This window comes from Achromobacter sp. CF-sbj1-Ac2-l, from assembly GCF_052698165.1.
Window position 1 is genome coordinate 4,781,139 of sequence record NZ_CP199855.1, and the last position, 26,511, is coordinate 4,807,649.

The following is a 26,511-nucleotide window of genomic DNA, read 5'->3' on the forward strand; positions in this document are numbered from 1 at the left end:
GGCTCAGGCGTCCTCGTCATCCAGGTGCAGGCGCAGGAAAGGCAGCGCGTCGCAGTATTTCAGGTCGTCGCGGCGGTAGGCGACGTTGGCGGCATGGCCCGCCACGTATTCATCGGCCAGCGACTCGATCGCGGCGCGCCAGCGCTGGCGGATCTCGGGCCAGGACAGGCCGTCGAAGTACTTGCTCTCGGCCGCCAGCGTCACGCCTTCCATGCCCAGGTCTTCGTCGGCCAGACCCTGCGCCGCCACCTGGCGCGCATGGATCTGGGCCAGCACCAGGCCGGCCACTTCGCCGCCGGCGGCATCGGCCAGCACCGAGGCGTAGAACGGCAACTGCACGTTCACAGGGCGGCTACGCGACCAATCGGGCTCGGGCTTGGCGGCGGCCACGCCGGTCTTGTAGTCGACGATGACGTTGCGGCCGTCGGCCAGCGTGTCGATGCGGTCCAGCCGCAGCTTCAGGTGCAGCGGGCCATGGCGCCATTCGTGGTTCTTCTCGACCTGCGCCACCGCGAACGGCAGGCGCTGGGCTTCCATGTCCAGCCACGACGCCAGCACCGTCCGCGCGCGGGCGCATTCCAGCGCCTTCAGCGCCGGCGCATACTGCTGCAGTTCTTCCTCGGCGGCCTGCGCCACCGCCTGCTCCAGCAAGGCGGGCAGGCGGCCGCCGGCCAGCGTGTCATGCAAGGCCTCCTGGTCGGGCAGCATGCCCCACACCAGTTCCAACGCCTTGTGCAGGAACTGGCCGCGCACGTTCACCGTGGCCGCGTCGGCATAGGCCGCGAGTTCGCGTCCGCCCAGCCGGTGGCGCACGAACGCCCACAGGGGGTTGCGCGCCTGCGTGTCCAATACATCCAGCCCGCCGCCGCCATGGTCGTCGGACGTCAAGGGCGGCCCTTGCGCGTCGTCCAGGGTTTCCTGCGGCAAGGCGGCCACGGCGGCGGCCGGCGCCGGCCGCCAATCGGTCAGGGCAGCTCCGGCGATCAGCGGCGACGGCCGCAACTCGCGTTCGCCATCCATATGCGCGTGGCTGACGATGACCTCCGGCGCGCAGCGGCACAGCGCCGCGTAGATGCCCTCGGCCCACTCGCGTTCGCGCTCGGGCGTGGCGCGCGGCGCCTTGGCCTGACGCAGCACCGCCAGCGGCAGCAGCGGGTTCGGCTTGGGCGAGGCCGGCAGCACGTCGTCGGTCAGGCCCAGCATCCAGACGCCGTCCCAGAAACCGCCTTCGGCTTCCAGCAGGCCCAGCACATCCAGGCGCGCCAGCGGGTCGCGCTGCGGCTGGAACGCGGCCGAGCGCGCCACGCTCTGGAGCAGGTTGACCGCCGCCACGCCGCCCAGCTTGCCGGCGGCCGGCGCCAACGCCGAGAAGCCGCCCAGCGCCTCGCCGAACGCGCCCAGCACCTGATAGCCGACGCTGTCCAGCACGCCCTCGCCGGGAAAGCCGAGCGCCGTCAGCGCCGCCTTCATGCGCAGCATCCAGACATCGCTGGTGGCGCGCGCGCCGCCCTTCGTCCAGATCTCCATGGCCTGGTCCCAGGCCTGCGCCAGCGGCGGCAACTGCGACAGTTGCTTGCGCCATTCCGTCGCGGACAGGTGGATCTGGCCGCGACGGCGCCAGCGCGCATCGAGCGCGGCCAGGCCGGCGCGTTCGCTGACATCGCCCGCGCAGTGGCCCGCCAGCAGCGCGGCGCCCAACACCTCGACGCCGGAGCCGTTGCCGGCCGCGCACTCGGCCAGCGCGCGCAGCCACGCCAACGCGGCGCGCGCCAGCGGCCATTCGTCCAGCGGACGGCCGACCGCCACGTTGAAGGCGAACGCCGGCGCGCCGTCATGGCCCGCCAGCGCCTGGCTGAGAATGCGCCGCGCGAACGGCGACTCGGCTTCGAGCTGGGGCGAGACGATGGCGTAGCGGCCGCCGGGATGACGCTTGAGCTGGCTGGCGGCCCACTCGGCCGCCGCGCGCCATTCGGCGCCCTGGTCCGGCGCCTCGTAGCGGCGCGGCGCGGCGGGCGCGCGCTGCGTGTCGCGCCATTGCGCAATCAGGCAGCCCTGTTCCTCGAATGCCCGCAGCAGGCGCCGAAAACGCGGCGACATGTCGGTAAAGCCAGCCAACACCAGATGGCCGGGCACGGCCAGCCGGCCATCCTCGAGCGCCCGCAGCACGCGGGCATAGCCCTGGTTGGCGTCCTCGGCGTCGATGGCGGCCAGGGCCTGGCGGTAGCGTTCGCGCCAGCGGGCGAAGCCGCGGTACTCGTCAGTGTCGGCGCCGGACGGTACGCGCAGCGCCCACTCGTCCATGAGCTGGTCCGCGTCCATCGACAGGCGCGCCGCCTGGCTCGCGTCCAGCAGCACGCGCTCGGCCTCTTCGGCGCGGATGGCTTCGGTCCAGACCAACTGGGTGGCGAAGCCGTCGAGCCGGTAGGCCGGCACGTCGTCATCGGCCTCGAACGCCAGTTCATTGGCGGATTCGGCCAGCCAGGCGGACAACGGCAGGATGCGCGGCAGTTCGCTGACCTGGCGCTCCTGGCGCAGCAACCCGGCCAGCTCGAGCGTGAGCCGGCGCGACAGGCGGTTGTTGACCGTCAGCACCAGCATGTCGGCGGCGGGCATGTCGCCGATGGCGGACAGGCTCAGGTCGGGGTAGGAAAGCGGGTCGTCCTGCATGGGCGGCGTCAAAACGCGATACGGAAACGCGGTGTCAAAACGATTACCGCCGTAGGATACCGCGCCCCCGCCCCGCCCGCGTGGCTAGAAACCGCACAGCGACGCCAGGTTTTCCCAATGGATCTGCATGTCGGGCTGGGTATAGCCCCAGAAGGCCAGGCCCAGCACCAGGGCCAGCGCCCCCCAGCCCGCCAGGCGCCAGACGCGATGGCGGCGGGCGGGCGATGCGGAGGGCGAGTCGGTCATCAGGGCCACCCGCGTATCAGGCGGTCGCCGGCTGCGCCAGCGGCTGCTCGCGCACCGGCAGGCACAGCAGCGCGGCGGCCACCGCCAGCGCCACGCCCAGCCACCAGACCAGGTCGTAGTTGCCGGTCTTGGCATAGGCATAACCGCCCAGCCACACGCCGATGAAACTGCCAACCTGGTGTCCCAAAAAGACGATGCCCGACAGGGTCGCGGCATAACGCAGGCCATAGATCTGGCCGATCAGCCCCTGCGTCAGCGGCACCGTGCCCAGCCAGAACAGGCCCATCCAGGCCGCGAACGCATACAGCACCCACGGCGACAGCGGCATCCATAACAGCAGCAGGATGCCGAAGGCGCGCATGCCGTAGACCACCGCCAGCAAGCGCTTCTTGCTGTACTGGCCGCCAAGCTTGCCGGCGTAGAAGGACCCCAGCACGTTGAACAGCCCGATCAGCGCGATCGCGGTGGCGCCCTGCCCCGGCGTCAGGCCGCCGTCGGTGACGTAGGCCGGCAGGTGCAGGGTAATGAACGCGGTGTGGAAGCCGCAGACGAAATAGCTCCAGAACAGGAAATGGAACGACGGATGCCGCACCGCCTGCCGCACCGCCGCCGTCAGCGATTGCTGCGGCCCGCCGTGGGCCTGCGGACGGCCGCGCAGGAAATAGGCCAGCGGCGCCGCGCAAGCGACGAACAGCGACAGCACCCACAACGCGCCCGGCCAGTCCAGGCCGGTAATCAGCGCCTGCCCGGTCGGCACCACCGCGAACTGGCCGAGCGAGCCGCCGGCGCTGGCGATGCCCATGGCGGTGCTGCGATAGGCGGGCGGCACGGCACGCGCCACCACCGGCAGGATCACCGGGAACGTGGTGCCGGCCTGGCCCAGGCCGACCAGCAGGCCGGCGCTCAGGTAGAGCGTGGTTTCGTCGGTGGCGAAGCGGGTGCCGATCATGCCCAGCATGTACAGCGCCGCGCCCAGCGCGATGGTGCGGCCGGAGCCATAGCGGTCGGCCAGGATGCCCATGAAAATGCAGGCCACGCCCCAGACCAGGTTCTGCAGCGCGAAGGCCATGGAAAACACTTCGCGGCTCCAGCCGTGCGCCAGGCCCATCGGCTGCATGAACAGGCCGAAGGTGGCGCGCACGCCCATGGCCAGCAGCACCACCAGGGTACCCAGGATGACGGTGCGCACGTAACGCGTATCGGTAGTGCTCGACATGATTGTTCTTATTGATGGAGAAAGGCGCCCCCTCCTCGGGACGGCCTGGCCGTGGGCCAGACGCGCACATCATAAACAAATAACCCGGAGCCACCGGCAATACCCGTGTCGCCACATCGCATATGTCGCCACGGCGCGCGCCGCGCTCAACAATATAGTTGATTTTATCAACCATTTATTTCAGAATGGGATTTTCCCCATCCTGATCAGCCATGACTCTGCAAACTCCGCTGACCCGCCTGCTGGGCACGCGCTATCCGATCATCCAGGGCGGCATGAGCTGGGCCTCGTCGAACGCGGCGCTGGCGCTGGCCGTATCGCGCGCCGGCGGGCTCGGCGTGATCGCCGCCGGCCCCATGTATCCCGAGGCGCTGCGGGCCGCCATCCGCGCGGTTCGCGCCGGCACCGAGGCGCCTTACGCCGTCAACATCCCGCTCTACAACAAGCGGGCGCAGGAACACATGGACATCGCCCTGGCCGAAGGCGTGCCGGTCATCATCGCCTCGCAGGGCGGACCGCAGAAACACATTGGGCGCGCGTGCGACGCTGGCGCAAAATGGCTGCAGGTGATCGCCAGTCCGGAGCATGCCGCCAAGGCCGAAGCGGCCGGCGTGGACGCGGTGATCGCGGTCGGCCTGGAAGCCGGTGGCCACCCAGGCCCCGACGAGGTCGGCTTGCAGGTGTTGCTGCGCGCGGTGGTGCGACGCGTGTCGGTGCCGGTGGTGGCGGCCGGCGGCATTGCCGACGGCGCCGGCATCGCGGCCGCGCTATGCCTGGGCGCGGCCGGCGCGCAACTGGGCACGCGCTTCCTGCTGACGACCGAGGCGGGCGTATGCGACGCCTACAAGGACGCGGTGCTGGCGGCGGGCGTGGCCGACACCACGCTGGTGGGACGCGGCCGTTCGCCGGTGAGAATGTTGCGCAACGCCTTCGCCCGCGACTATCTCGCGGCCGAACATGGCGGCGATCAGGCCATGCTGGAGACCCTGTTCGCCGGCAGTTCCTTGAAGCAGGCCGCCTTCGACGGCGACGTGCAGGGCGGCAAGGTCGAGGCCGGCCAGAGCGCGGGCCTGATCGACAGCCTGCAGCCGGCGGGCGCGGTGGTCGAGCAACTGGTGGCGCAAACGCGCGAAGCGCTCAGGCGCGCGGCGCTGCTGGCGGAGTGAAGCGCGGATCGAGCCCCACATCCGCACGAAGGTCGCCGCGGTTCAGCCCTGCCCCGGTATCGCCCGGGCGGCGGCGCGATTCACGCGCCGGCTTCCCAGGGATTGACGATGACCACGCCACAACCCGAAAAATCAGACACGTTCCGGGTGACCAGCGTCATGCCGTGCACCAGGGCGGTGGCGGCAATGAACGCATCCCGCTCGGGACGCATATCCGGCACGTGCAACCTGGCGCAGCGCAATGCCACCGCCCCATCGAGCGGCAACGTCCTGTCGGAGAACTCCGGCAGGACGCGATCACGCATCCACTCGCGCAACCGCGCGCCTTGCCCGACATCGCGTCGTTCCATGCGCAGAATGCCGATCTCCAGCTCCATGAGCGTTATCGCGGAAACGTAGAAATTCGCCGCATCCTCATCCGAGAGCCAGGCGGTCACGTTCTTGTCGGCCTTGCCGTCGCCCACCTTGCGCAGTTCGGAAAGCACGTTGGTATCCAGCAGGAACATCACGCGACGTCCGCCGGGCGAGGCAGCTCGCGTGAGCGGGGAGCATCGAGTTCGATGTCGGCAAGGCCGGGCATCGACAGCGCGCTGACGATACTTCGCTTTTTGCCGACCAGGCGCCAGTAGTCCTCGATGGCGAGCAGGACATGGGACGGCTTGCCTCGATCCGTGATGAACACGGGCCCCTTGAGGGCCGCCTTCTTCGCCTTGGTCACGTCCTGATTGAGTTCGCGGCTGGAAAGTGTGGTGATGGACATCGCGCATCCTTTGATCCTTGCTTAATGTGTAGTAACGTTACTACATTAACAGTGGCGGGACAACCCCCGGTAGCCGAGGCCGCCCAGGAATTCTCCCGCGCGTCAGGATCAACCAAGGGCGACCAAGCGCCCTCGCACCCAGCCAGAATCGTCCTATTTCTTCATCAACCCCGCAGCCTGCACCAGCTTGCGCATGGCCGCCTGGTCCTTTTCCACGAAGGCCGTCGCTTCCTGTGGCGTCATGTTCCACAGGTCCACGCCCTGCGCCTGCATCAGCTTGCTGTATTCCGGATTGGCGTTGACCTTGGCCACCGCGTCGTTCAGGCGCTGCAGGACCTCCGGCGGCGTGCCCTTGGGCGCGGCCAGGCTGTACCAGGAGGCGGACTCCGCGCCCTTCACGCCGGATTCGGCCAGCGTCGGCACGTCGGGCAGCAGCGGCGAGCGGTGGTCGTTGGCGTAGGCCAGCGCCTTGAGCCGGCCGCTGCGGATGAACTGCAGGCTGGCGGCCAGGTTCAGCACCGCCATGTCCACCTGCCCGCCGACCAGATCGTTGATGGCGGGCGCCGCGCCGCTGTAGGGGATGTGGACGATGTCCACGCCGGCGCGTTCCCGGAACAGCTCGGCGCCCAGGTGCGGCGAGCTGCCGGGCCCGGCCGAGGCATAGTTGATGCGCCCTGGTTCCTTGCGCGCCATCGCGATCAACTGCTCGACGCTGTCGGCCTTGAGCGTGGGCCGCACCACCAGCATGTTGGGCTGATTGGCGACGATCGAGACGAAGGCGAAGTCCTTGATGCCGTCGTACGGCGTCTGCTGCATCAGCGGCGTCACCACGTGGGCGGCCGACGTGCCGAGCAGCAGCGTGTAGCCGTCCGGCTTGGCGCGCGCCACGAAGTTGGCGCCAATGGCCGCGCCGCCGCCGGCCTTGTTTTCGACGATGATGGTCTTGCCCAACTGCTTTTCCAGCTCGCGCGCCAGCGCCCGCCCCAGCACGTCGGCGGGACCGCCGGCGGCATACGGGTTGACCAGCGTGATCGGCTGCGAGGGATAGGAATCGGCGGCGACGGCAGGGGCGCACAACGCGCCGGCCACCGCCGCGCCGCACAGCAGGCGCTTCAGAGTCTTCATGGTTTGTCTCCTGGGATATTGTGTTTTATGTGTGGTGCGGGGAAAGGCCCCGGGGCTCATGGCCCCGATGGCTAGATCGCGCCCTGCGCGCGTAACGCCTCGATCTGCGCAGGCGACAGGCCGAGCCGGCCGGCCAGCACGCTGTCGGTGTGCTCGCCCAGCAAGGGCGGGCGCTCCAGCCTCGGATCGTCGAAACCGTCGAACTTGAATGGCACCGGCACCGCGCCGAAGCGGCCGATGGACGGATGCTCGTAGCTGGCCACCATGCCGCGCGCGAGCACGTGCTCGTTGTGCAGGATCTCCTCCACATCCAGGATCGGGCCGGCCGGCACGCCGCGCGCATCGCAGCGGCGGCACAGTTCGTCGCGCGTCAGCCGCGCGGCGGCCGCCGACAGGCCGGCCATGACTTCGTCGCGGCGCGCCACGCGCACGGCGTTGCGCGCCAGCTCCGGATCGTCGGCCCACTGCGGCAGGTCGAGCGCCTCGCACAGCGGCTTCCAGTGCTGGTCGCTGCCGGTGATCTGCACCCAGCGGCCGTCGCCACACTCGAACGCGGCGGACGGCACCCGGCCGGGGTGTTCCGTGCCCAGCCGCGGCGGCACTTCGCCCAACGCGAAATAGCGCGCCGCCGCCAGCGACAGCAGGCCCACCTGCCCGTCCAGCATCGAAAAGTCGATATGGCAGCCCTGTCCCGAACGCGCCCGTCCCACCAGCGCCGACAGAATGCCGATGGCGGCCCACAGGCCCGAGGTCAGGTCGCTCACCGGCAGGCCCGGCTTGACCGGACCGCCGCCCCGCTCGCCTGTCAGGCTCATGATCCCGCCCATGGCCTGGAATACGGTGTCATAGCCCTTGCGCGGCGCGTACGGTCCGGTCATGCCGAACCCGGTGCACGAGAAATAGATCAGGCCGGGGTTGTCCGGCGCGATGTGCTCGCGGTCCAGGCCGTACTTGGCGAGCGTGCCGACCGGGAAGTTCTCGACCACCACGTCGCAGGTCTGCGCCAGCCGCCGGATCAGCGCCTGCCCCTCGGGGTGGCGGAAGTTCACCGTGACCGACTGCTTGCTGCGGTTGAAGGCCAGGTAGTAGGCCGACTCGGTGCCGCCCTCGCCTTGCACCTTGGGTTCGAAGCCGCGCGTCTCGTCGCCGCCGCCGGGCTGCTCGACCTTGATGACCTCGGCGCCCAGCTCGGCCAGGATCATCGAGGCGAACGGGCACGCCAGCACGCGCGACAGGTCCAGGATGGTGACGCCTTCAAGCGGCCTCATCGCGCCGCTCCCTGGCGAAAACCACGCATGATGACGTTGGCGTCGCGGCCCACGCCCAGCGCCTCGCCGAGCCCCAGGTCGGCCGCGCGGTGGAAGGCGCGCTTGGTCAGCCCCATCGCGGCCGGTTCCCAGCCGGCCAGGCGCTGCGCCATCGCCAACGCCTGGTCCAGCACCTGCGCGGCGGGCGCGACGCGATTGGCGATGCCCAGTTGCAATGCGCGCGCGCCATCGATCGGCTCGGCCATCGCCACCAGCTCGAAGGCATGCTTGCGGCCGACCTGGCGCACCAGGTTGGCCATGACCACCGCGGCCACGATGCCGTGGCGCAGTTCCGGATAGCCGAAGCGCACGTCCTCGGCCATCACCGTCAGGTCGCAGGCCAGCGCCAGGCCGGCGCCGCCGCCGAGCGCATTGCCGTGGACCGCGCCGATCACCGGCTTGGCCATGCGCGAGAACACCAGGTGCAGGTCGGTCGTCAGGTCGGCGCGGCGCAGCACCGCGTCCGGCTGTTCCGGCGTCAGGGCCGAGAACTCGCCGGTGTCGGCGCCCGCGCAGAACGACTTGCCATTGCCCGTCAGCACCACCGCGCGCACCGCGTCGTCGCGGTCGGCCTGGCGCAGCGCGTCCAGCAGCGCCGTGGTCAACGCGGTGTTCAGCGCGTTGTGCTTTTCCGGACGGTTCAGGCGCAGCAACCGCACCGCATCCAGGTCTTCAATGATCAGTTCCGACATCACGCATATCCTCTTCCAATGGCGACAAGCAAAGTGATTGATTAAATCAACAATATAGGTAAAAAAAGGCGCGAGTTCGCGCCCGGCGTTCAGCGCGGCTGCACGCCGCGGCCGCGACGCGCCGGCACCTCCGCCTTGCATTCATTCAGCATCTCCAGCGCGTGCGTCGTCAGCTTGTCCAGCATGCGCTCCATGGCCTCGCGCTCGGACTCCGACAGCACCGACAGCATGTCCTCGTTGCGCTCGATCGCGGCCGGGAATATCTCCTCGTACAGCGCGCGGCCGTTGCGCGTCAGGTCCAGGCTCACGCCTCGGCCGTCCTGGCTGTCGGCGCTGCGCTGGATCAGGCCGCGCTCGATCAGTTCGGACACGGTGCGGCTGGCCTGGCTCTTGTCGATGTTGGCCTCGCGCGCCACCGCGTTCAGCGACATGTCCGGCGCCGCGCCCAGCAGCGCGATGATGCGCCACTCGCGTGGGCCCACGCCGTAGCGGCTTTCGTTCAGGCCGGCGGCGATGCGGCTCGACACGTAGGCCAGCCGGTTCAGGCGGTACGAGAACAGTTCCTTCAACGCCCGGGGAGCGGGACGCGCGGCGGTGGCTGACTTGGATGCGGTTCGGGTGGCCATGGGCGGACTCTTCAGATGCGGAGAAAAACGGCGTGCGCGCGGGTCGCGCGCCGCTGCCCGCATGATATACAAACACGCTCGGCGGTCCTCATGCGGCCGCCTCCCGCGCGATGCCGAGCAGCGGGTTCAAGCCGCTTTGCGCCACGCGGCTGTGCAGCGAGCGCCCCAGCACCGCCTCGCAATGCCGCGACACCGCGTCCATCGCCGCCAGATCCAGGCCGGTGCGCACGCCCATGGATTCGAACAGATTCACCAGGTCTTCCGTCGCCACATTGCCGGTATGACCGCCGCCGTAGCGCACCTTGGCCGGATGGCCGCCGACGCCGCCGAAAGCGCAATCGAAGTGCGTCACGCCCGCCTCCAGCGCGGCCACGTAGTTCACCAGGCCGGTGGCGCGCGTGTCGTGGAAATGCGCCACCGGCGTCACCTCGGGCACCTCGCGCGCCATCCGGCCATACAGGCCGCGCACCGAGGCCGGCGTGGCCATGCCGGTGGTGTCGCCCAGCGTGACGATGCGCACGCCCAGCGCGGCGAAGCGCCGCACGTCGGCCATCACCACGTCGGGGTCGACCGCGCCTTCGAAGGGGCAGCCGAACGCCACCGAAATCGTGCCGATCAGGCGAAAGCGGCCGTTCGCCAGCCGCGCCATCTCGGCAATGTTGTCCCACTGGGCGGCGCGTTCGCGCTTCAGGTTGCGCGTCGAATGCGATTCGCTGGCCGAGACCAGCAGGCTGATCTCGTTGGCGCCGATACCGGCATCCAGGTCAACCAGCGCGCGCTCGACGGCGCGCGCGTTGGCGCAGGTGGCCTTGTACCAGACGCCCGCGCGCCGCGGCAGCGCCGCCAGCAGGTCGGTGGCGTCGGCGAATTGCGGCACGACCTTGGGATTGGAATACGAGGTCGCCTCGATCCGTTCAAAGCCCAGCGCCGCGAAACGGTCGATCAGGTCGGCCTTGACCGCCGTGCCGATGAAATCGGGCTCGTGCTGCAGCCCATCGCGCGCGAAGCATTCGCACAGCACCACGTCGCGCGCGCTCATGCCTGTTGCTCCAGTCCGAACAGCGCCAACGCGTGCGCGCGCAGCTTGTTCTTCTGCACCTTGGAACTGCCCGTCATGCCGATGTGCTCGAAGCTGTCGACGATCTCGACATAGCGCGGCACCTTGAAGTTGGCGCAGCGCGCCTTGCACCAGGCCGTCAGTTCCTCGGCCGTGCAGTCCTGGCCGTCCTTGAGCAGCACGAACGCCGCCGGCACTTCGCCCAGGCGCGCATCGGGCACGCCGACCACCTGCGCCATGCGCACGGCGGGGTGGCCGTGCAGGGTCTCTTCCACCTCCGCCGGCGCGACGTTCTCGCCGCCCACGCGGAACATGTCCTTCAGGCGGCCCACCATGCGCAACCGGCCCGCCGCGTCCATTTCGCCCAGGTCGCCCGTGCTGAGCCAGCCGTCCGCGCTGAGCGCGCGGGCGGTGGCCTCAGGCATCTTGTAGTAGCCCTTCATCACGCTCCAGCCGCGCGCCTGGATCTCGCCCTGCATGCCAGCCGGCAGCGGCTCGCCCGTTCCCGGGTCCACCACCCGCACCTGCATGCCGGGATGCGGCAGCGCCCAGCCCATGGCGCGCAGTTCAAAGGGATCATCGTGCGCCGACAGCGTGATGTTGGGCGAGGCTTCGGACTGGCCGTAGGCATTGCAGATGCCCGGCACCCCCATCACGTCGCGGATCTTCTGCATCACCTGCGGGCCCGCCGCCGCCCAGCCGCCGCGCAGATGGATGCGCGCGCGATCGAAATCGGGATGGCCCATCAGCATGAGAAAGATGGTGTCGTTGCCGGATGTCAGGGTGCAGCGTTCTTCGTCGAGCATGCGCAAGGCGTCGGCCACGTCGAACTTGGGCAGGGTCAGCAGGCAGCAGCCGCTCATCAGGCTGACCAGGATCGACAGCGTGGTCCCGGCCACATGGAAGTAAGGACGGATGCTGAAATAGCGGTCGTCCGGCCGCACGCCGATGCGCTGCGCCGCGGCCCAGGCATTGGTCAGCATGTTGGCGTGCGTCAGCATCACGCCCTTGGGAAACGACGTGGTGCCCGAGGTGTACTGAATCAGCAGCACATCGTCCGGCGCCACCGCGCGCATGCGGTCCTGCAGCGTCGCGTCATCCACGGCCTCGCCCGCCCCCAGGAAATCGGTCCATCTGCCCGCGCCCCGCGGGCAGCGCTCGCCCAACACCACCACTTGCCGCAGCAGCGGCAACGCCGCGCCCGGCAGCGCCTGGTCCAGCGCCGGTTCCACCTGCGTGAGCAGGTCGAGGAAGTCGATGCCCAGGAACGAATCCGCCGTCAGCAGCACCTTGATGTCAGCCTGCTTCAGGCAGAACGCGAGTTCGTCGGTCTTGAAGCGCGTGTTGACCGGCACCGTCACGGCGCCAAGCATGGCGCAGGCATAGAACACCTGCACCCAGGTGCCGCCATTGCCCAACAGCACGCCGACATGGTCGCCACGGCGCACGCCGGCCGCATGCAGGCTGCGGGCGATGGCTCGCGCGCCGTCCTGCAGCGCGGCCCAGGTGAAGCGTTCGCCGGGCGCGACGAAGGCTTCGGCGGCGCCGCGTTCGGCCACCTGGCGCGCCAGCGCCTGCGACAGGGTCGTCGGGCCGATCATGCCTTGTCTCCCGCCGTGCCGAAGCCGGCGATGGCCTGCTTCCAGTCGGTGCCGCGCAAATTCTCCTCGATCGCCAGCAGCTCGATCGCCATCGCGCCTTCGCGCGTCGTCGCCAGCCCCTGGTCGATGCTGCGCTTGGTCAGCCTGACCGTCAGCGGCGCGGCGCGCGCGATGGCCGCGGCCATCTGCGCGGCTTCGGCGGCAAGCGCCTCGGGCGCGTACACCTGGTTCACCAGGCCGATCTCGCGCGCCTCGGCCGCGTCGAAGCGGCGGCCGGTGAATAGCAGCTCCTTGGCCTTGCGCGCGCCGGCTACGCGCGGCAACCGCTGCGTGGCGCCGACGGTGCCCCAACCCACTTCGGGATAGCAGAACGTCGCCTCGGACGAGGCCAGCACGAAATCGCTGGCCGCGGCGATCTCGCAACCCGAGCCGAACGCCGCCCCCTGCACCACGGCGATCACCGGCTGCGGCATGCGCTCGATGGCGGCATAGGCGGCGAAGCCCTGCACCCGGCGCGCCGTCATCTCGGCGTTCGACATGGTCTTGCGTTCCTTGAGGTCGGCGCCTGCGCAGAACGCGGCGCCCGCCGCGGCGATCAGCACCACGTGCGCGTCCGGATCGTCCGCCAGATGCTGCATGGCCTGCACCAGTTCGGCGCACATGAGGGAATTGAGCGCATTGCGGCTGTCGGGCCGGTTCAGCGTCACCGTGGCGACACGGTCCTGCACGTCCAGCAGGATCGTGTGAAAAGTCGGGGTCATGCCTGCTCCTGGATGTTCTAGGTATGGGGCCAGCCGCTCGCGGCGTCCGGCCATGCCAGGAAATATAGGGCATATAGTTGATTAAATCCACTAAATTTCTGCAGCGACCCAATGGTGTTACACTTGCGCCCCTGGTCTTTCCCTGGAATATCAAGGCACTAGGCTCCCCGCGGGCCCTGCGCAATTCCAGCGCAAAGCCCGCGTGCCCGTCTCGCCGTAGTTAAATGGATATAACCGGCCCCTCCTAAGGGTCAATTGGTGGTTCGATTCCACCCGGCGAGGCCACGCTCCCGACCGCGGTTCCGCAGGTCGACTCCCACGAAATTCCCGTGCGTTCAGCCGGATGAGGGTTAATCCGGGCTACGCTCACGCGCCGCGCGCCGGTAGCGTCTCGGGACGCCGCGCGCGACGAATAAGCCGCCCGTCAATACGTCCCCGATATTTTTTTGGGCGATGATAGCGAATCGCCTTGCGCCCGACTTGAAATTACTGTTTAAATTCGACGCGTAAGCCCCTAATTCATCTGGACTTTTCCCGAACCGTAGCAAGCCCGGCCGGGGAAATAATTCATCACAGACTGACAAGCCTGCTCAAACCATGGCATTTACCTGGAAACGTGCAATTGCGAACGCGATAGCGCCGGCGGCGCTGGCGGTGTGCGCGCTCCTGCCCTCAGCCGCGCTCGCCGCGAAAAATACCGATCCTTGCAAGACCAACGCCAAGTCGACGGCTTGCAAGGCGCAACAAGCCAAGAAGGCCCCCGCCCCCGCCAAAGCGGGCGCCGGCAAGACCGCCGCCCCGAAGCAGGCCGCGGGCAAGACCGCCCCCAAGGCCGCCGCTGGCAAGCAGGCCACGCCGAAGTCGGCCGCCGCCAAGACGCCGCCCAAGGGCGCCGCCGGCAAACAGGCCGCCGCCAAGGGCGCGCCCAAGCAGGCCGCGGGCAAGAAGGCCCCGCCCAAGGGCGGCAAGCAGGCCATCGCCCAGCAGAATTCGTCCAAGAAGGGCGCGGCCGGCAAAAACGGCAAGCCCAACAAGCCGTCGCGCGCGCAGCGCACGGCCGCCGCCGCCGCGGCAGCCGCCATGCCGCCGCCCGCGGTGTCGGTGCGCGCCGAAGCCGCGGCGCTGCGGTCCAGCACCGCCTACGTGCAGGACCTGGCCACCTCCACCGTGATCTTCGCCAAGAACGAAAACGTGGTGCGCCCCATCGCCTCGATTTCCAAGCTGATGACCGCGGTGGTGGTGGTGGACGCCAACCAGCCGATGGACGAAATGCTGGAGATCACCGATGAAGACATCGACGGCCTCAAGCACACCACCTCGCGCCTGCGCGTGGGCACCAAGCTGTCGCGCGGCGACATGCTGCACCTGGCGCTGATGTCGTCCGAGAACCGCGCCGCCAACGCGCTGGGCCGCCACTATCCGGGCGGCCTGCCGGCCTTCGTGGCCGCCATGAACGCCAAGGCGCAGTCGCTGGGCATGACCAGCACGCATTTCATCGAGCCCACCGGCCTGTCCAGCAACAACGTGTCGTCGCCGCACGACCTGGCCCGCCTGCTGCGCGCCGCGTCGCAGCGTCCGCTGATCCACCGCTACTCCACCGACACGGAGTACGACGTGGAGATCAACAACCGCACGCAGACGTTCCGCAACACCAACCTGCTGGTGCGCAAGCCGGACTGGGACATCAAGGTGTCCAAGACCGGCTACATCAACGAAGCCGGCGAATGCCTGGTGATGCTGGCGCGTATCAATGGCCGCGACCTGGCAATCGTGCTGCTGGACTCGCAGGGCAAGCTGTCGCGCATCGGCGATGCCGTGCGCATCCGCCGCATCGTGCAAAGCGAAGTGGCCATGGCCTCGGCCCAGCCGGGCGGCTGATCCCACCATTGCCGCGCACGAAAAAGCCCGATCGTCGATCGGGCTTTTTTTACGTCTGGCGACGGGGCTGCATGCGGACGGGCGCAAGCCGCGCGTGTCCGCGCCGGCGCGGCGCTACGCCGCCACCGGCCGCTTGGACCGCAGCGGTTGCGGGTCGTACATCGACGATGGCAGGCCTTCCAGCACCGCCTGGGGGTTGAGCGAGCGGATCGGCACCGCGGCATCCGCCGGAATGCGGCCCTCGGCCTGCAGCAACTGGTAGCGCAGGCAGCAAACGCGCAGAAACGAGGTGAAGTTGGCGGCCTCGCCGCGGTACTCCACCAGCTCGTCGTACAGCCGCTCAATCAACTGCGTAACCCGCATGCCATCGCGCGCCGCGATTTCCTCCAGCACCTGCCAGAACAATTGCTCCAGGCGCAGGCTGGTGGCCACCCCGTGCAGGCGCAGAGAGCGGGTTTCGGGCGCATAGGACTGTTCGCTCGCGCGGATGAAGATTTCACACATGGGAGCTCCTGGGGCGGACATGAGGCTTGCGGGCCACTGTACGACGATAGCCGCCAGCCCGGCAAGACGCCTCTGCCTCGGGGCATTCCCGCCGATTCTGCAACGATACGTTTCTTGCGCGCAGCTCGTCCGAGAGCCGTTGATATAAATCAAGGTCTCGGACGCGTCCCCATCCGAGCATGCTAAGACTGATCTGACTTCGGAGGTAGCAATGAACAAGACCATGAAGGCCGCCGTGGCTCGCGCATTCGGCAAACCCCTGGAAATCGAAGAAGTCGAAGTGCCGCGCCCCCGCGCCGGCGAACTGCTGGTGAAGATCGAGGCCTGCGGCGTCTGCCACACCGACCTGCACGCGGTCGAGGGCGACTGGCCGGTCAAGCCCAATCCGCCCTTCATCCCCGGCCACGAGGGCGTGGGCCACGTCGTGGCGGTGGGCGAAGGCGTGACGCACGTCAAGGAAGGCGACCGCGTCGGCATCCCGTGGCTGTATTCCGCCTGCGGTCACTGCGAGCATTGCCTGGGCGGCTGGGAAACGCTGTGCGAGCAGCAGCAGAACGCCGGCTACTCGGTCAACGGCGGCTTCGCCGAGTATGCGCTGGCGGCGGCCGACTATGTCGGCCTGTTGCCGAAGAACGTCGGCTTCGTCGACATCGCCCCGGTGCTGTGCGCCGGCGTCACGGTCTACAAGGGCCTGAAGATGACCGACACGCGGCCGGGCAACTGGGTCGTGATCTCCGGCATCGGCGGCCTGGGCCACATGGCGGTGCAGTATGCGCGCGCCATGGGCCTGAACGTGGCGGCGGTGGACATCGACGACGACAAGCTGGCCTTTGCCAAGCGCCTCGGCGCGGAAGTGGTCGTGAATGCCAAGACCACCGACCCGGCGGCCTATCTGAAAAAGGAAATCGGCGGCGCCCACGGCGCGCTGATCACGGCGGTCTCGCCCAAGGCCTTCGAGCAGGCGCTGGGCATGGTGCGCCGCGGCGGCACGGTGGCGCTCAACGGCCTGCCGCCGGGCGACTTCCCGCTGTCGATCTTCGACATGGTGCTCAACGGCGTGACGGTGCGCGGTTCGATCGTGGGGTCGCGCCTGGACCTGCAGGAGTCGCTGCAGTTCGCGGAGGAAGGCAAGGTGCACGCGACCGTGGCCACCGAGAAGCTGGAGAACATCAACAGCGTGTTCGACCGCATGCGTCGCGGCCAGATCGAGGGCCGCATCGTGCTCGACATGGCGGCTTGACCCGCGCGCCTTGCCGTGCAAAAAGGCGCCTGCCGCGGCAGGCGCCTTTTTTTGTGGCGGCACGGAACGCCCGCATGGCGCGGCAACGCCCCGCGCTCATGGGAATGCGGCGCCGGCGCGCACGTGGCAGCGCCCACGGGCGCTCGCCGCGCGGTCCTGGCTCAGTGCGTGATCCTGGTCCCAAGCACGGCCAGGAACTGGGCCAGCCACGCCGGGTGCGCCGGCCAGGCCGGCGCCGTCACCAGGTTGCCGTCGGTGTAGGCCTGGTCGATGCCGATCTCGGCGTAGGTGCCGCCGGCCAGCCGCACTTCCGGCGCGCAAGCCGGGTAGGCCGAGCAGGTGCGGCCTTCCAGGATGCCGGCGGCCGCCAGCAGTTGGGCGCCGTGGCAGACGGCGGCGATCGGCTTTTTGGCCCGGTCGAAGGCGCGCACGATCTCCAGCACCTTTTCGTTCAGGCGCAGGTATTCCGGCGCGCGGCCGCCGGGGATCACCAGGCCGTCGTAGGAACCGGCCTCGACGCGGTCGAAATCGTAGTTCAGCGCAAAGTTGTGGCCGCGCTTCTCGCTGTAGGTCTGCGCGCCCTCGAAATCGTGGATGGCGGTGGCGATGCTCTCGCCGGACTTCTTGCCGGGGCAGACCGCGTGCACCGTATGGCCCACCGCCAGCAGCGTCTGGAACGGCACCATGGTTTCGTAGTCTTCGGCGTAGTCGCCGACCAGCATCAACAGTCTCTTGCTCATGATTGTCTCCTGGGGATGGGGGATCGCCGGCTACAGCGCCCGAGGGCCGGGCGGCCGGTTCTTGATGTTCTGCTGTCCATTGTGCGCCTGCCCGCGCAGGCGAGGGTGGTAACGGGATACCACGCCAAGATGGATGCCCCGCAGCGGGACCGCGCCCGCCCTGACGTTCATGCGCGGCCGCGCGCCGCGCCGGCCCGCGGCAGGCGCCCTACTCCAGCGCCACCGTCACCGGCTTGGCGCCCAACAGGCTCACCAGCACGTTCGGGTCGATGCCCACCAGGTAGCCGCGGCGGCCGCCGTTGATGTAGACGACCGGGTATTGCAGCACCTCGGCCTCGACCCACACCGGCATCTTCTTGCGCGTGCCGAACGGCGAGGTGCCGCCCACTTGATAACCGGAGTGGCGTTGCGCCACCTCGGGCTTGCAGGGCTCGACCTTCTTCAGCCCGGCCTGGCGCGCCAGGTTCTTGGTGGAGACTTCCCGGTCGCCGTGCATCACCACGATCAGCGGCTTGGCCGATTCGTCTTCCATCACCAGCGTCTTGACCACCGCGTGCGGATCCAGCCCCAACTGGCGCGCGGCCTCGCCGGCGCCGCCATGATCGACGTAGTCGTAGGTGTGCTCGGTGTACGCCACCTTGTGCTGCTTGAGGAACTGGGTGGCGGGCGTTTCGGAAACGTGGCGGGCTTTGCTCATGGCATTGCGGTGGAAAGACGAAGGCAAAAGTGTAGGCAGACGGACGGCGGCGCGCAAACGCCGGCGTCAACCACGCGGATGATGCGCGGCGTGCAACGCCTTCAGGCGTTCGCGCGCGACGTGCGTGTAGATCTGCGTAGTGGAGATGTCGGCGTGGCCCAGCAGCATCTGCACCACGCGCAGGTCGGCGCCGTGGTTCAGCAGATGCGTGGCGAAGGCGTGGCGCAGCACGTGCGGCGACAGCGGCGCATGCACGCCGGCCAGCACCGCATATTTCTTGACCAGTTGCCAGAACGCCTGGCGCGACATGGCCTCGGCCCGGCCGGTGATGAAGAGCGCGTCGCTGACGCGGCCGGCGGCCAGCTCGGGGCGCGCGGTCTTCAGATACTGGTCGATCCAGTGCGCCGCTTCCGCGCCCAGCGGCACCAGGCGGTCCTTGCCGCCCTTACCCAGCACCACGCGCACCACGCCCTCGTTCAGGCTGACGTCCAGTGCCCGCACCCCGACGAGTTCCGACACGCGCAGGCCGGTGGCGTACAGCGTTTCCAGCATGGCGCGGTCGCGCAGGCCGCGCGGCTGGCCCAGGTCGGGCGCGCGCAGCAGGGCATCCACCTGCTGCTCGGACAGCGTCTTGGGCAGGCGCGGCGGCTGCTTGGCCGCCACCAGCGTCAGACAGGGATCCTGCGCCGCCCGGTGTTCGCGCAGGGCCCAGGCGTAGAAACGGCGCAGCGCGGCCAGGCGGCGGTTGGCGGTGGTGGCGCGGGTTTCCTCGTGGCGGAAGGCGAACCAGGCCTCGATGTCGGCCTTGCCGGCCTCGGCCAGCGCCTTGGCGGGGCCGGCCGGCAGCGTGTGGGCCGAGGCCGCGTCGCCATAGCGGTCGGCCATCTCGCGGGCATAGGCTTCGGGGTCCTCGAGCCAACGCGCGAAGCCGGTCAGGTCGCGCCGGTAGGCAGCCAGCGTGTTGGCCGACAGGCCGTCCTCGAGCCAGACGGCGTCAATGAAGGCGTCGATATCGGCCTGGGAAGCGAGCGGTTGGCGGGAATCGGACATGGAACGGAAATCAAGGCATCAAAAGACGACGTGTCCGGCGGCAACCAGCGCCGGCGCTGGCGCGCGCAACGTTGCGACGTGCGCCGGCCACGCCAGGGGGATGGGCCACATTCTACGGCGGCGCTTGCGCCATGCCCTCAGCGCCCCGCCACTGCCGCGGCGGCCGACTTGAGCCAGGTCTCGAACAGCTTCAGCGCCTCGGAACGCTCGCTGCGCTGCGGATAGCCGAAGTAGTAGCCCTGGCTGACCGTCAGCGACTGCGCCACCGGCATCGCCAGCGTGCCCTGGTCCAGCGCGGGTTGCGCCAGGAATCGCGGCATCAGGCCCACGCCCAGCCCGGCCTGCACCGCCGCCATCACCATGGTGAACAATTCGTAGCGCGGACCGCCCGCCGCCTGGGGGCCATACAGGTAATTGTTGGCGCCGTACCACTGGCGCCAGGCGTCGGGGCGCGAACTCAGGTGCAGGTGGGTCATGCCCGCCAGCGCGCCGGCGCCTGCCTCGGTGACGCGGGCGGCCAGTTCAGGCGCGCAGACCGGCACCAGCTCGCGCTCCGGAAACAACAGCACGCCCTGGGTGCCGGGCCACAGCGTGTCGCCGTGGTACAGCGCGCCGTCGAACGGCTGGTCCTTGAATTGGAACGGCAGCGTGCGCACCGACAGGCTGACGGTGATGTCCGGCTGCTCGCGCTGGAAATCCGCCAGCCGCGGGATCAGCCAGGTGGTGGCCAGCGTCGGCACCACCGCGATGTGGATGCTGCGGCCCATGCCGGTACGGCTCACCAGGCCGAAGGTGTCCTTCTCGATCTGGTCCAGGTGATGGCGGATGCGTCCCGCATATTCCGCGCCGTGGTCGGTCAGCACGATGCGGCGCCGCACCCGCGTGAACAACTGCACGCCCAGCCGCGCCTCCAGGCTGGCGACCTGGCGGTAGACCGCGCTGTGGGTCAGGGACAGCTCTTCGGCCGCCCGGGAAAAACTGCCCAGGCGGGCCGAGGCCTCGAAGGCCTGCAGGGCGCTGAGGTTGGGAATGCCGTTTCTCATAGAGCGGGAACCGCCAGGAAGGAACCGAAGATCGCCGGAAACACCCGCCGCGCCTGCCGCGGCGCAATATCCGGGTCGTGCCGGCGGGTCACTAGATTGTGCAATTTTATCAATTGCGTTGTGCGATCAAGGAACATTATGCTCGGGTGTCTTAATCTCGGCTCATCCTGACACCCACCATGTCCCAGCAAGCATCCCGCCTCGGCGGCCACATCCTCGTCGACCAGCTCGTCGCCCAGGGCGTCAAACACGTTTTCTGCGTTCCCGGCGAGAGCTACCTGGCGGTGCTGGATGGCCTGCACGACGCCGACATCAAGGTCACCGTCTGCCGCCAGGAAGGCGGCGCGGCCATGATGGCCGACGCCCATGGCAAGCTGACCGGCGAACCCGGCATCTGCATGGTGACCCGCGGTCCGGGCGCCTCCAACGCGCTGGCCGGCGTGCACATCGCCAAGCAGGACTCGACCCCGATGATCCTGTTCGTCGGCCAGATCGAGCGCGGCATGCGCGAGCGCGAGGCCTTCCAGGAAATGGACTACCGCGCCGTGTTCGGCACGCAGGCCAAGTGGGTCACGGAAATCGACCAGGTCGAACGCATTCCCGAACTGATCTCGCGCGCCTTCCACATCGCCACCTCGGGCCGTCCGGGCCCGGTGGTGATCGCGCTGCCCGAGGACATGCTGGTGGAGGCCGCGCAGGTGGCCGATGCGCCCCGCTACGAGGTCATCGAGTCCGCGCCCACCGCCGGCCAGTTGGCCGACCTGGAGCAGTTGCTGGCCAAGGCCAGCAATCCCGTCGCCATCCTCGGCGGCACGCGCTGGGACGCGCGCGCGGTGCAGCAGTTCGCCGATTTCGCGCAGCGCCACGCGCTGCCCACGGCGGTGTCGTTCCGCCGCCAGATGCTGTTCCCGGCCGACCATCCGTGCTTCATCGGCGACGTCGGCCTGGGCATCAACCCCGCCCTGCTCAAGCGCGTGGCCGACGCCGACCTGGTGCTGCTGGTCGGCGGCCGCATGTCGGAAAACCCCAGCCAGGCCTACACGCTGCTGGACATCCCGGTGCCCAGGCAAAAACTGGTGCACGTGCATCCGGACGCCGCCGAACTGGGTCGCGTCTATCGCCCCACGCTGGCCATCAATACCTCGCCCGCCGCCTTCGCCCAGGCGCTGGCCGGCCTGAAGGCCCCCGCCCAGCCGGCCTGGGCCGACGGCACGCAGGCGATGCGCGAGTCGTACCTGAAGTGGAGCGACCCGGCCACCGTGACCACCCCGGGCGCGCTGCAGATGGGCCAGGTCATGGCCTACCTGGAAAAGACCCTGCCGGCCGACGCCATCATGACCAACGGCGCCGGCAACTACGCCACCTGGCTGCACCGCTTCCACCGCTTCACCCGCTTCGGCACGCAACTGGCGCCGACCTCGGGCTCGATGGGCTACGGCCTGCCGGCGGCCGTGGGCGCCAAGCGCGTCTGGCCCGACAAGACCGTGGTCTGCTTTGCCGGCGACGGCTGCTTCCTGATGCACGGCCAGGAATTCGCCACCGCCGTGCAGTACGACCTGCCCATCATCGTGGTGCTGGTCGACAACGGCATGTACGGCACCATCCGCATGCACCAGGAAAAGCACTACCCCGGCCGCATTTCCGCCACCGAGCTGAAGAACCCGGACTTCGCCGACTACGCCCGCGCCTTCGGCGGCCACGGCGAACGCGTCGAGACCACCGAGCAGTTCGGGCCGGCGTTCGAGCGCGCGCTGGCCAGCGGCAAGCCCGCCATCCTGCACTGCTTCATCGACCCGCAGACCATCACGCCGTCGACCACGCTGGACAAGATCCGCGACGCGGCGCTCAAGGCCCGGCACTGATACCCGAGAGGCGGCGGCAACCCCACGGCGACGCGCGCCGCGCGCGTCGCGTAAACCCCGGGTTGCCGCGCCAATTATTTTAGGTTTAAACTTTCCAGATTCCGAAAACGGAAATCCATAGCGGAGACCCAGCATGTCCTCGAATCCCTCGTTCCATTGGCAAGATCCCCTGTTGCTGGACCAGCAGCTCACCGAAGAAGAACGCATGGTGCGCGACGCCGCCCACGCCTACTCGCAGGACAAGCTGGCCCCGCGCGTGCTGAACGCCTTCCGCAACGAAAAGACCGACCCGGAAATCTTCTCGGAAATGGGCGAGCTGGGCCTGCTGGGCGCCACCATCCCCGCCGAATACGGCGGCGCCGGCCTGAACTACGTCAGCTACGGCCTGATCGCCCGTGAAGTCGAGCGCATCGACTCCGGCTACCGCTCGATGATGAGCGTGCAGTCGTCGCTGGTGATGGTGCCCATCAACGAATTCGGCAGCGAAGCGCAGAAGCAGAAGTACCTGCCCAAGCTGGCCCGCGGCGAGTGGATCGGCTGCTTCGGCCTGACCGAACCCAACCACGGCTCCGACCCCGGCGGCATGGAAACGCGCGCGGTCAAGACCGCCGACGGCTACAAGCTGACCGGCAACAAGATGTGGATCACCAACTCGCCCATCGCCGATGTGTTCGTGGTGTGGGCAAAGTGCGTCGGCGGCGAGTTCGACGGCAAGATCCGCGGCTTCATCCTCGAGAAGGGCACCAAGGGCCTGACCGCCCCCGCCATCCACGGTAAGGTCGGCCTGCGCGCCTCGATCACCGGTGAGATCGTCATGGACGAAGTGGAAGTGTCCGCCGACCAGATGATGCCCGGCGTGTCCGGCCTGAAGGGTCCGTTCACCTGCCTGAACTCGGCCCGCTACGGCATCGCCTGGGGCGCGGTCGGCGCCGCCGAAGCCTGCTGGCACACCGCCCGCCAGTACACCCTGGACCGCAAGCAGTTCGGCCGCCCGCTGGCCGCCAACCAGTTGATCCAGAAGAAGCTGGCCGACATGCAGACCGAAATCACGCTGGCGCTGCAAGGCTGCCTGCGCCTGGGCCGCATGAAGGACGAAGGCACCGCCGCGGTCGAGATCACCTCGATCATGAAGCGCAACTCCTGCGGCAAGGCGCTGGACATCGCCCGCCTGGCCCGCGACATGCTGGGCGGCAACGGCATCTCCGACGAATTCGGCGTGGCCCGCCACCTGGTGAATCTGGAAGTGGTCAACACCTACGAAGGCACCCACGATGTGCACGCCCTGATCCTGGGCCGCGCGCAGACCGGCATCCAGGCATTCTATTGATTTGCAGTTCGCCGCGCGGACGGAGCCCGGCTCTGCTCCCGACGCGCGGTTCGCCGGCGTGGCGAAGACTGTGCGCCCCTTTCGAGGGGCGTTTTTTTGCGCAGGCGATGCCCACTCCCGGCGCGTCTTAGGGTTATCAGGAACTAGCCCGCGCGCGGCTCATGGCTTACGCTGCCTGCAATTGGCCTGGTGCCGGCCCGCTGTATCCGCCTGCCCGACCCCGGATTTTTCGTCACGACCAGGAGTCGCGCATGCAAGGCAGTCCCTCGTTCCGCCTGTGGGCGGGCATCGCCATCGCTTTTGCAAGTCACGGCGCATTCGCCGCCACTACCCTCACCATGACCACCGAGTATCCGGCCACTTCGATGCCGGGACAAGGCGTGTCCACCTTCGCCGATCTGGTGCGCGGCAAGAGCGGCGGCCAGGTGTTGATCGATGCCAGCTTCGACGCCGCGCGGGGCATCAAGTCAGGCGACATGATCGACGCGGTCCAGGCGCGCAAGGTCGATGCCGGCGACGCCTTCGCCGGCGCGCTGGCGACCAAGTATCCGATTTTCGGCGTGTCCTCGCTGCCATTCCTGGCCGACTCGCTGGCCAAGGCGCGCGCGCTGAACAAATCGGCCCGCCCGGCCTACGAGAAACTGCTGGCCGCGCACGGCCAGAAACTGCTCTACACCACGCCCTGGCCGGCCTCGGGGATCTGGTCCAAGGACAAGGTGGACAGCGTCGCCGCGCTGAAGGCGCTGAGCATCCGCACCTATGACGCGACCTCGCAGGACGTGATGCAGAAGGCCGGGGCGCGCGCGCAGAACATCTCGTTCGCCGACGCCATGCCGCGCATCGCCTCGGGCGAGGTCAACGCGGTGCTGTCCTCGGGCGACGGCGGCGCCGGCCGCAAGCTGTGGGAACACCTGCCACGCTTCGCCGAGATCAACTACGCGATGCCGATCTCGGTGGCGACGATGAACCTGCAGGCCTATCAGGCGCTGGACGCGAAATCGCGCAAGGCGATCGACCAGGCCGCCGCGCAGACCGAGGCCGAGCAGTGGAAGCGCATCGAAGGCCGGCTGCAGCAGAACTACGCCAACATGCGCACGAACGGCGTGACGATCGACACCGCCGTGCCGATGCCGGTGCGCCAGGCGCTGAAGAATGCGGCGGTGGATTCGGTGAAGCAGTGGGAGGCCGCGGCGGGGCCGGAGGGGGTGAATATCCTGAAGGCGATGCGGCGGCCGTAAGTGGGTAGCCCCCGTCCACACCGGGTCCGGGGGCTTTACGGTCACGCGTATTCCCAGACCGAACCGGACTCGACATTGGCATTGACGGTGTCGGCCATCCACCACATGCCAGGTGGCACGTGCATGGTGAAACCGCAGCGCATGCCGGCATACCCGCCAGGAGTCGTATCGTAATGGTAGGGAACCGATCCCGCATTACCGGAGACATTGTTGAGGTATCCGGCAACGATAATCGTCCCCGCAGCGACGCCAACACAATGAAACCCGACCAGTATGGGGCGGCCTGTGGTGTTCTGATACCACGTGCGCAACACCGTCGTGCGTGAACGAAGCTGCTGCCCTGTACCGAACACTTGTCCCTTCAACTGCTGCAAAGTGGATTGGGCCACGCCCAGGTCGGACGCCAATTGTGCGGCGTCGACGCTCCCCGCGTTGATGACAGTCCCGAAGGCCTGCACGGTCCAGACACCGGAAGCGAACGTCGGATGCGCTTCTGCGCCGCCTTCGCTAGTGGTGTTACGGGTAAAGATAGGAGTGACCGAGGCGGTAGTTCCGTAGAAGGAAGAGCTTCCGCCAGTCTCCCCGTACAGGTACTGCGGCGACGAAAAAACGTGCTGGTGCGCCTTGTTCTGGCTGGCTTTCAACACGCCGTTCAAAAGCGCGCCATCGCCGCGCATGAACGGCGCGCCAATTGAGCCGGGGGACTTCCCGTTGTAGTCCGGCATTCGGATGGTGGTAGAGCCGTCTCCCAACGTGAAGCTGCCGCGCTTGAGCGGATCGGCGAGCCATTCGGCCTCCTGCACCACCGGTAGTGAACGCGCTGCCACCATGGCGGCAAGATCCTTGAAAGTGGCGCGGCTGATTATCTGCCCATCCGCAGGAATCTGGCCAGCGGGAATGGACGTACGCAGCGGCCACCATGCAACCGAGCCTACGGGCGGACCGCTGGGGATCGGTGGCAGTTGATCGACCGGCACCTTGCCGCCATCGTCCAATGTGGCGATACCCCCGGGCTGGCCTTTTTCCGCCGGCGGCACCGCTGACAGCTGCACCGCTGGCACGCGGCCATCGGCGCCCAAGGTCGCCACGCCGCCCGGGCGCCCCTTATCCGAAGCAGGCACCAGGGGCGGCAACTGATTTGCGACGATCAATCCGTCCGCGCCCAAGGTCGCCACCCCGTCAGGCTGAGCTTTTTCCGCCAAGGGAATCAAGGCAGGCAATTGCGCTGGCGCGACTTTGCCATTGCCGCCCAACGTGGCAACGCCATTGGGTTTCCCCTTCTCCGCCAACGGCACCGACGGCACCGGAATTGGCAGATGTTCGACAGGCACACGCCCATCCTCGCCCAGCGGGGCAACGCCACTCGGCGCCGATTTTTGCGACAGAGGGATCGCAGGTGGAGGCAGATGCGCAGCCGGCACCTTGCCAGCCGCATCCAACGGTGTCACGCCACCCGCCGCGCCTTTTTCAGACATCGGCACGGCGGCGTCCGCCTTGCGTTGCGCGGCGGCGGCGGATACTTCGACAGTTTCCACACCGACACGAGTCTTGCCGAAGTTCTCGTTCACCAGCGCCATGGCGTCGCGCAGCGTGTCGCCGGTCTGGTCGTTCGGCGCGAGGCCGATGTTGATGGGTTTTAGGATTTGCATGGGAGAAAAGCCCTGACGGCGTGATGCCGCGACACGAAATGGAACAGCCACCCACGTAT

Annotated in this window: 24 protein-coding genes and 1 tRNA gene; 7 read left to right on the top strand and 18 right to left on the bottom strand. The window is 68.4% G+C overall.

Going from position 1 to position 26,511, the window contains the following annotated elements; translation table 11 throughout:
* Window positions 1–3 precede the first annotated feature (3 nt).
* The 3 genes from ACUDCK_RS21855 to ACUDCK_RS21865 form a co-directional block, all read right to left on the bottom strand.
* On the bottom strand, window positions 4–2,667 hold the full coding sequence (locus ACUDCK_RS21855; protein WP_175167540.1) for a PD-(D/E)XK nuclease family protein: 2,664 nt from the start codon (window positions 2,665–2,667) through the stop codon (window positions 4–6).
* An 84-nt stretch (window positions 2,668–2,751) separates the two neighbouring features.
* On the bottom strand, window positions 2,752–2,913 hold the full coding sequence (locus ACUDCK_RS21860; RefSeq protein WP_167385865.1) for a hypothetical protein: 162 nt from the start codon (window positions 2,911–2,913) through the stop codon (window positions 2,752–2,754).
* 16 nt (window positions 2,914–2,929) lie between these two features.
* Window positions 2,930–4,129 carry an MFS transporter gene (locus ACUDCK_RS21865; protein WP_175167539.1) on the bottom strand — a complete coding sequence of 400 codons (1,200 nt, stop codon included), beginning with the start codon at window positions 4,127–4,129 and terminating at the stop codon, window positions 2,930–2,932.
* Between the two features lie 212 nt (window positions 4,130–4,341).
* On the opposite strand from ACUDCK_RS21865, the gene ACUDCK_RS21870 reads away from it, so the two are divergent.
* A complete protein-coding gene (locus ACUDCK_RS21870; protein ID WP_175167538.1) occupies window positions 4,342–5,295 on the top strand; it encodes an NAD(P)H-dependent flavin oxidoreductase in 954 nt (317 codons plus the stop codon).
* 80 nt (window positions 5,296–5,375) lie between these two features.
* On the opposite strand, the gene ACUDCK_RS21875 is transcribed toward ACUDCK_RS21870, so the two are convergent.
* The 9 genes from ACUDCK_RS21875 to ACUDCK_RS21915 all read right to left on the bottom strand — a co-directional run bounded on the left by ACUDCK_RS21875 (window position 5,376) and on the right by ACUDCK_RS21915 (window position 13,224).
* On the bottom strand, window positions 5,376–5,804 hold the full coding sequence (locus tag ACUDCK_RS21875; RefSeq protein WP_205760188.1) for a type II toxin-antitoxin system VapC family toxin: 429 nt from the start codon (window positions 5,802–5,804) through the stop codon (window positions 5,376–5,378).
* Complete coding sequence (locus ACUDCK_RS21880) at window positions 5,801–6,055, bottom strand: type II toxin-antitoxin system Phd/YefM family antitoxin (protein WP_049075417.1); 255 nt, start codon at window positions 6,053–6,055, stop codon at window positions 5,801–5,803. The genes ACUDCK_RS21875 and ACUDCK_RS21880 overlap by 4 nt, the downstream gene beginning before the upstream one ends.
* Before the next feature lie 153 nt (window positions 6,056–6,208).
* Window positions 6,209–7,180 carry a Bug family tripartite tricarboxylate transporter substrate binding protein gene (locus tag ACUDCK_RS21885; RefSeq protein WP_054501080.1) on the bottom strand — a complete coding sequence of 324 codons (972 nt, stop codon included), beginning with the start codon at window positions 7,178–7,180 and terminating at the stop codon, window positions 6,209–6,211.
* Between the two features lie 71 nt (window positions 7,181–7,251).
* The gene (locus ACUDCK_RS21890; RefSeq protein WP_054501079.1) at window positions 7,252–8,448 is read right to left on the bottom strand and encodes a CaiB/BaiF CoA transferase family protein; all 1,197 of its coding nucleotides are present in this window, start codon (window positions 8,446–8,448) and stop codon (window positions 7,252–7,254) included.
* Window positions 8,445–9,179, bottom strand: coding sequence for an enoyl-CoA hydratase/isomerase family protein (locus ACUDCK_RS21895; protein ID WP_116792860.1), 735 nt, complete (start codon window positions 9,177–9,179; stop codon window positions 8,445–8,447). The genes ACUDCK_RS21890 and ACUDCK_RS21895 overlap by 4 nt, the downstream gene beginning before the upstream one ends.
* Window positions 9,180–9,268: 89 nt before the next feature.
* Window positions 9,269–9,805 carry a MarR family winged helix-turn-helix transcriptional regulator gene (locus tag ACUDCK_RS21900; RefSeq protein ID WP_054501077.1) on the bottom strand — a complete coding sequence of 179 codons (537 nt, stop codon included), beginning with the start codon at window positions 9,803–9,805 and terminating at the stop codon, window positions 9,269–9,271.
* A gap of 88 nt (window positions 9,806–9,893) precedes the next feature.
* Entirely contained in the window at window positions 9,894–10,844 is a 951-nt protein-coding gene (locus ACUDCK_RS21905; RefSeq protein WP_175167537.1) for a hydroxymethylglutaryl-CoA lyase, read from the bottom strand.
* Entirely contained in the window at window positions 10,841–12,463 is a 1,623-nt protein-coding gene (locus ACUDCK_RS21910; protein WP_175167536.1) for an AMP-binding protein, read from the bottom strand. The genes ACUDCK_RS21905 and ACUDCK_RS21910 overlap by 4 nt, the downstream gene beginning before the upstream one ends.
* Complete coding sequence (locus ACUDCK_RS21915) at window positions 12,460–13,224, bottom strand: enoyl-CoA hydratase/isomerase family protein (RefSeq protein WP_054501074.1); 765 nt, start codon at window positions 13,222–13,224, stop codon at window positions 12,460–12,462. The genes ACUDCK_RS21910 and ACUDCK_RS21915 overlap by 4 nt, the downstream gene beginning before the upstream one ends.
* 210 nt (window positions 13,225–13,434) lie before the next feature.
* On the opposite strand from ACUDCK_RS21915, the gene ACUDCK_RS21920 reads away from it, so the two are divergent.
* Both ACUDCK_RS21920 and pbpG read left to right on the top strand, forming a co-directional pair.
* Window positions 13,435–13,509, top strand: a tRNA-Arg gene (locus ACUDCK_RS21920).
* Window positions 13,510–13,821: 312 nt separating this feature from the next.
* Window positions 13,822–15,102, top strand: coding sequence for a D-alanyl-D-alanine endopeptidase (gene pbpG, locus ACUDCK_RS21925; RefSeq protein WP_244976900.1), 1,281 nt, complete (start codon window positions 13,822–13,824; stop codon window positions 15,100–15,102).
* 114 nt (window positions 15,103–15,216) lie between these two features.
* Here the strand turns inward: pbpG and ACUDCK_RS21930 are convergent, their stop codons facing one another.
* A complete protein-coding gene (locus ACUDCK_RS21930; RefSeq protein WP_054501072.1) occupies window positions 15,217–15,606 on the bottom strand; it encodes a ribbon-helix-helix domain-containing protein in 390 nt (129 codons plus the stop codon).
* Between the two features lie 211 nt (window positions 15,607–15,817).
* Between ACUDCK_RS21930 and adhP the strand changes: the two genes are divergently transcribed.
* Complete coding sequence (gene adhP, locus ACUDCK_RS21935; protein ID WP_064528350.1) at window positions 15,818–16,846, top strand: alcohol dehydrogenase AdhP; 1,029 nt, start codon at window positions 15,818–15,820, stop codon at window positions 16,844–16,846.
* Between the two features lie 161 nt (window positions 16,847–17,007).
* Here adhP and ACUDCK_RS21940 read toward each other — a convergent pair whose 3' ends face one another.
* The 4 genes from ACUDCK_RS21940 to ACUDCK_RS21955 all read right to left on the bottom strand — a co-directional run bounded on the left by ACUDCK_RS21940 (window position 17,008) and on the right by ACUDCK_RS21955 (window position 20,376).
* A complete protein-coding gene (locus ACUDCK_RS21940) occupies window positions 17,008–17,586 on the bottom strand; it encodes a DJ-1/PfpI family protein (protein WP_175167535.1) in 579 nt (192 codons plus the stop codon).
* A 208-nt stretch (window positions 17,587–17,794) separates the two neighbouring features.
* Window positions 17,795–18,283 carry a Cys-tRNA(Pro) deacylase gene (gene ybaK, locus ACUDCK_RS21945; RefSeq protein ID WP_054501069.1) on the bottom strand — a complete coding sequence of 163 codons (489 nt, stop codon included), beginning with the start codon at window positions 18,281–18,283 and terminating at the stop codon, window positions 17,795–17,797.
* A 66-nt stretch (window positions 18,284–18,349) separates the two neighbouring features.
* Entirely contained in the window at window positions 18,350–19,333 is a 984-nt protein-coding gene (xerD, locus tag ACUDCK_RS21950) for a site-specific tyrosine recombinase XerD (RefSeq protein WP_064528343.1), read from the bottom strand.
* A gap of 137 nt (window positions 19,334–19,470) precedes the next feature.
* Complete coding sequence (locus ACUDCK_RS21955; protein WP_064528340.1) at window positions 19,471–20,376, bottom strand: LysR substrate-binding domain-containing protein; 906 nt, start codon at window positions 20,374–20,376, stop codon at window positions 19,471–19,473.
* Window positions 20,377–20,555: 179 nt separating this feature from the next.
* Between ACUDCK_RS21955 and ACUDCK_RS21960 the strand changes: the two genes are divergently transcribed.
* The 3 genes from ACUDCK_RS21960 to ACUDCK_RS21970 all read left to right on the top strand — a co-directional run bounded on the left by ACUDCK_RS21960 (window position 20,556) and on the right by ACUDCK_RS21970 (window position 24,803).
* Window positions 20,556–22,238: a thiamine pyrophosphate-binding protein gene (locus ACUDCK_RS21960; RefSeq protein ID WP_054501066.1), complete on the top strand. Its 1,683-nt coding sequence runs from the start codon at window positions 20,556–20,558 to the stop codon at window positions 22,236–22,238.
* Between the two features lie 133 nt (window positions 22,239–22,371).
* Window positions 22,372–23,565: an acyl-CoA dehydrogenase gene (locus ACUDCK_RS21965; RefSeq protein ID WP_020926750.1), complete on the top strand. Its 1,194-nt coding sequence runs from the start codon at window positions 22,372–22,374 to the stop codon at window positions 23,563–23,565.
* Between the two features lie 251 nt (window positions 23,566–23,816).
* Complete coding sequence (locus ACUDCK_RS21970) at window positions 23,817–24,803, top strand: TRAP transporter substrate-binding protein (protein ID WP_175167534.1); 987 nt, start codon at window positions 23,817–23,819, stop codon at window positions 24,801–24,803.
* 41 nt (window positions 24,804–24,844) lie between these two features.
* Here ACUDCK_RS21970 and ACUDCK_RS21975 read toward each other — a convergent pair whose 3' ends face one another.
* Window positions 24,845–26,452: a phage tail protein gene (locus ACUDCK_RS21975; RefSeq protein ID WP_175142530.1), complete on the bottom strand. Its 1,608-nt coding sequence runs from the start codon at window positions 26,450–26,452 to the stop codon at window positions 24,845–24,847.
* Window positions 26,453–26,511 lie beyond the last annotated feature (59 nt).

Excerpts from the sequence above, each read along its gene's own strand:
- ACUDCK_RS21855 (WP_175167540.1), bottom strand. The coding sequence starts at position 2,667 with ATGCAGGACGACCCGCTTTCCTACCCCGACCTGAGCCTGTCCGCCATC.
- ACUDCK_RS21860 (WP_167385865.1), bottom strand. The coding sequence starts at position 2,913 with ATGACCGACTCGCCCTCCGCATCGCCCGCCCGCCGCCATCGCGTCTGG.
- ACUDCK_RS21865 (WP_175167539.1), bottom strand. The coding sequence starts at position 4,129 with ATGTCGAGCACTACCGATACGCGTTACGTGCGCACCGTCATCCTGGGT.
- ACUDCK_RS21870 (WP_175167538.1), top strand. The coding sequence starts at position 4,342 with ATGACTCTGCAAACTCCGCTGACCCGCCTGCTGGGCACGCGCTATCCG.
- ACUDCK_RS21880 (WP_049075417.1), bottom strand. The coding sequence starts at position 6,055 with ATGTCCATCACCACACTTTCCAGCCGCGAACTCAATCAGGACGTGACC.
- ACUDCK_RS21885 (WP_054501080.1), bottom strand. The coding sequence starts at position 7,180 with ATGAAGACTCTGAAGCGCCTGCTGTGCGGCGCGGCGGTGGCCGGCGCG.
- ACUDCK_RS21890 (WP_054501079.1), bottom strand. The coding sequence starts at position 8,448 with ATGAGGCCGCTTGAAGGCGTCACCATCCTGGACCTGTCGCGCGTGCTG.
- ACUDCK_RS21895 (WP_116792860.1), bottom strand. The coding sequence starts at position 9,179 with ATGTCGGAACTGATCATTGAAGACCTGGATGCGGTGCGGTTGCTGCGC.
- ACUDCK_RS21900 (WP_054501077.1), bottom strand. The coding sequence starts at position 9,805 with ATGGCCACCCGAACCGCATCCAAGTCAGCCACCGCCGCGCGTCCCGCT.
- ACUDCK_RS21905 (WP_175167537.1), bottom strand. The coding sequence starts at position 10,844 with ATGAGCGCGCGCGACGTGGTGCTGTGCGAATGCTTCGCGCGCGATGGG.
- ACUDCK_RS21910 (WP_175167536.1), bottom strand. The coding sequence starts at position 12,463 with ATGATCGGCCCGACGACCCTGTCGCAGGCGCTGGCGCGCCAGGTGGCC.
- ACUDCK_RS21915 (WP_054501074.1), bottom strand. The coding sequence starts at position 13,224 with ATGACCCCGACTTTTCACACGATCCTGCTGGACGTGCAGGACCGTGTC.
- pbpG (WP_244976900.1), top strand. The coding sequence starts at position 13,822 with ATGGCATTTACCTGGAAACGTGCAATTGCGAACGCGATAGCGCCGGCG.
- ACUDCK_RS21930 (WP_054501072.1), bottom strand. The coding sequence starts at position 15,606 with ATGTGTGAAATCTTCATCCGCGCGAGCGAACAGTCCTATGCGCCCGAA.
- adhP (WP_064528350.1), top strand. The coding sequence starts at position 15,818 with ATGAACAAGACCATGAAGGCCGCCGTGGCTCGCGCATTCGGCAAACCC.
- ACUDCK_RS21940 (WP_175167535.1), bottom strand. The coding sequence starts at position 17,586 with ATGAGCAAGAGACTGTTGATGCTGGTCGGCGACTACGCCGAAGACTAC.
- ybaK (WP_054501069.1), bottom strand. The coding sequence starts at position 18,283 with ATGAGCAAAGCCCGCCACGTTTCCGAAACGCCCGCCACCCAGTTCCTC.
- xerD (WP_064528343.1), bottom strand. The coding sequence starts at position 19,333 with ATGTCCGATTCCCGCCAACCGCTCGCTTCCCAGGCCGATATCGACGCC.
- ACUDCK_RS21955 (WP_064528340.1), bottom strand. The coding sequence starts at position 20,376 with ATGAGAAACGGCATTCCCAACCTCAGCGCCCTGCAGGCCTTCGAGGCC.
- ACUDCK_RS21960 (WP_054501066.1), top strand. The coding sequence starts at position 20,556 with ATGTCCCAGCAAGCATCCCGCCTCGGCGGCCACATCCTCGTCGACCAG.
- ACUDCK_RS21965 (WP_020926750.1), top strand. The coding sequence starts at position 22,372 with ATGTCCTCGAATCCCTCGTTCCATTGGCAAGATCCCCTGTTGCTGGAC.
- ACUDCK_RS21970 (WP_175167534.1), top strand. The coding sequence starts at position 23,817 with ATGCAAGGCAGTCCCTCGTTCCGCCTGTGGGCGGGCATCGCCATCGCT.
- ACUDCK_RS21975 (WP_175142530.1), bottom strand. The coding sequence starts at position 26,452 with ATGCAAATCCTAAAACCCATCAACATCGGCCTCGCGCCGAACGACCAG.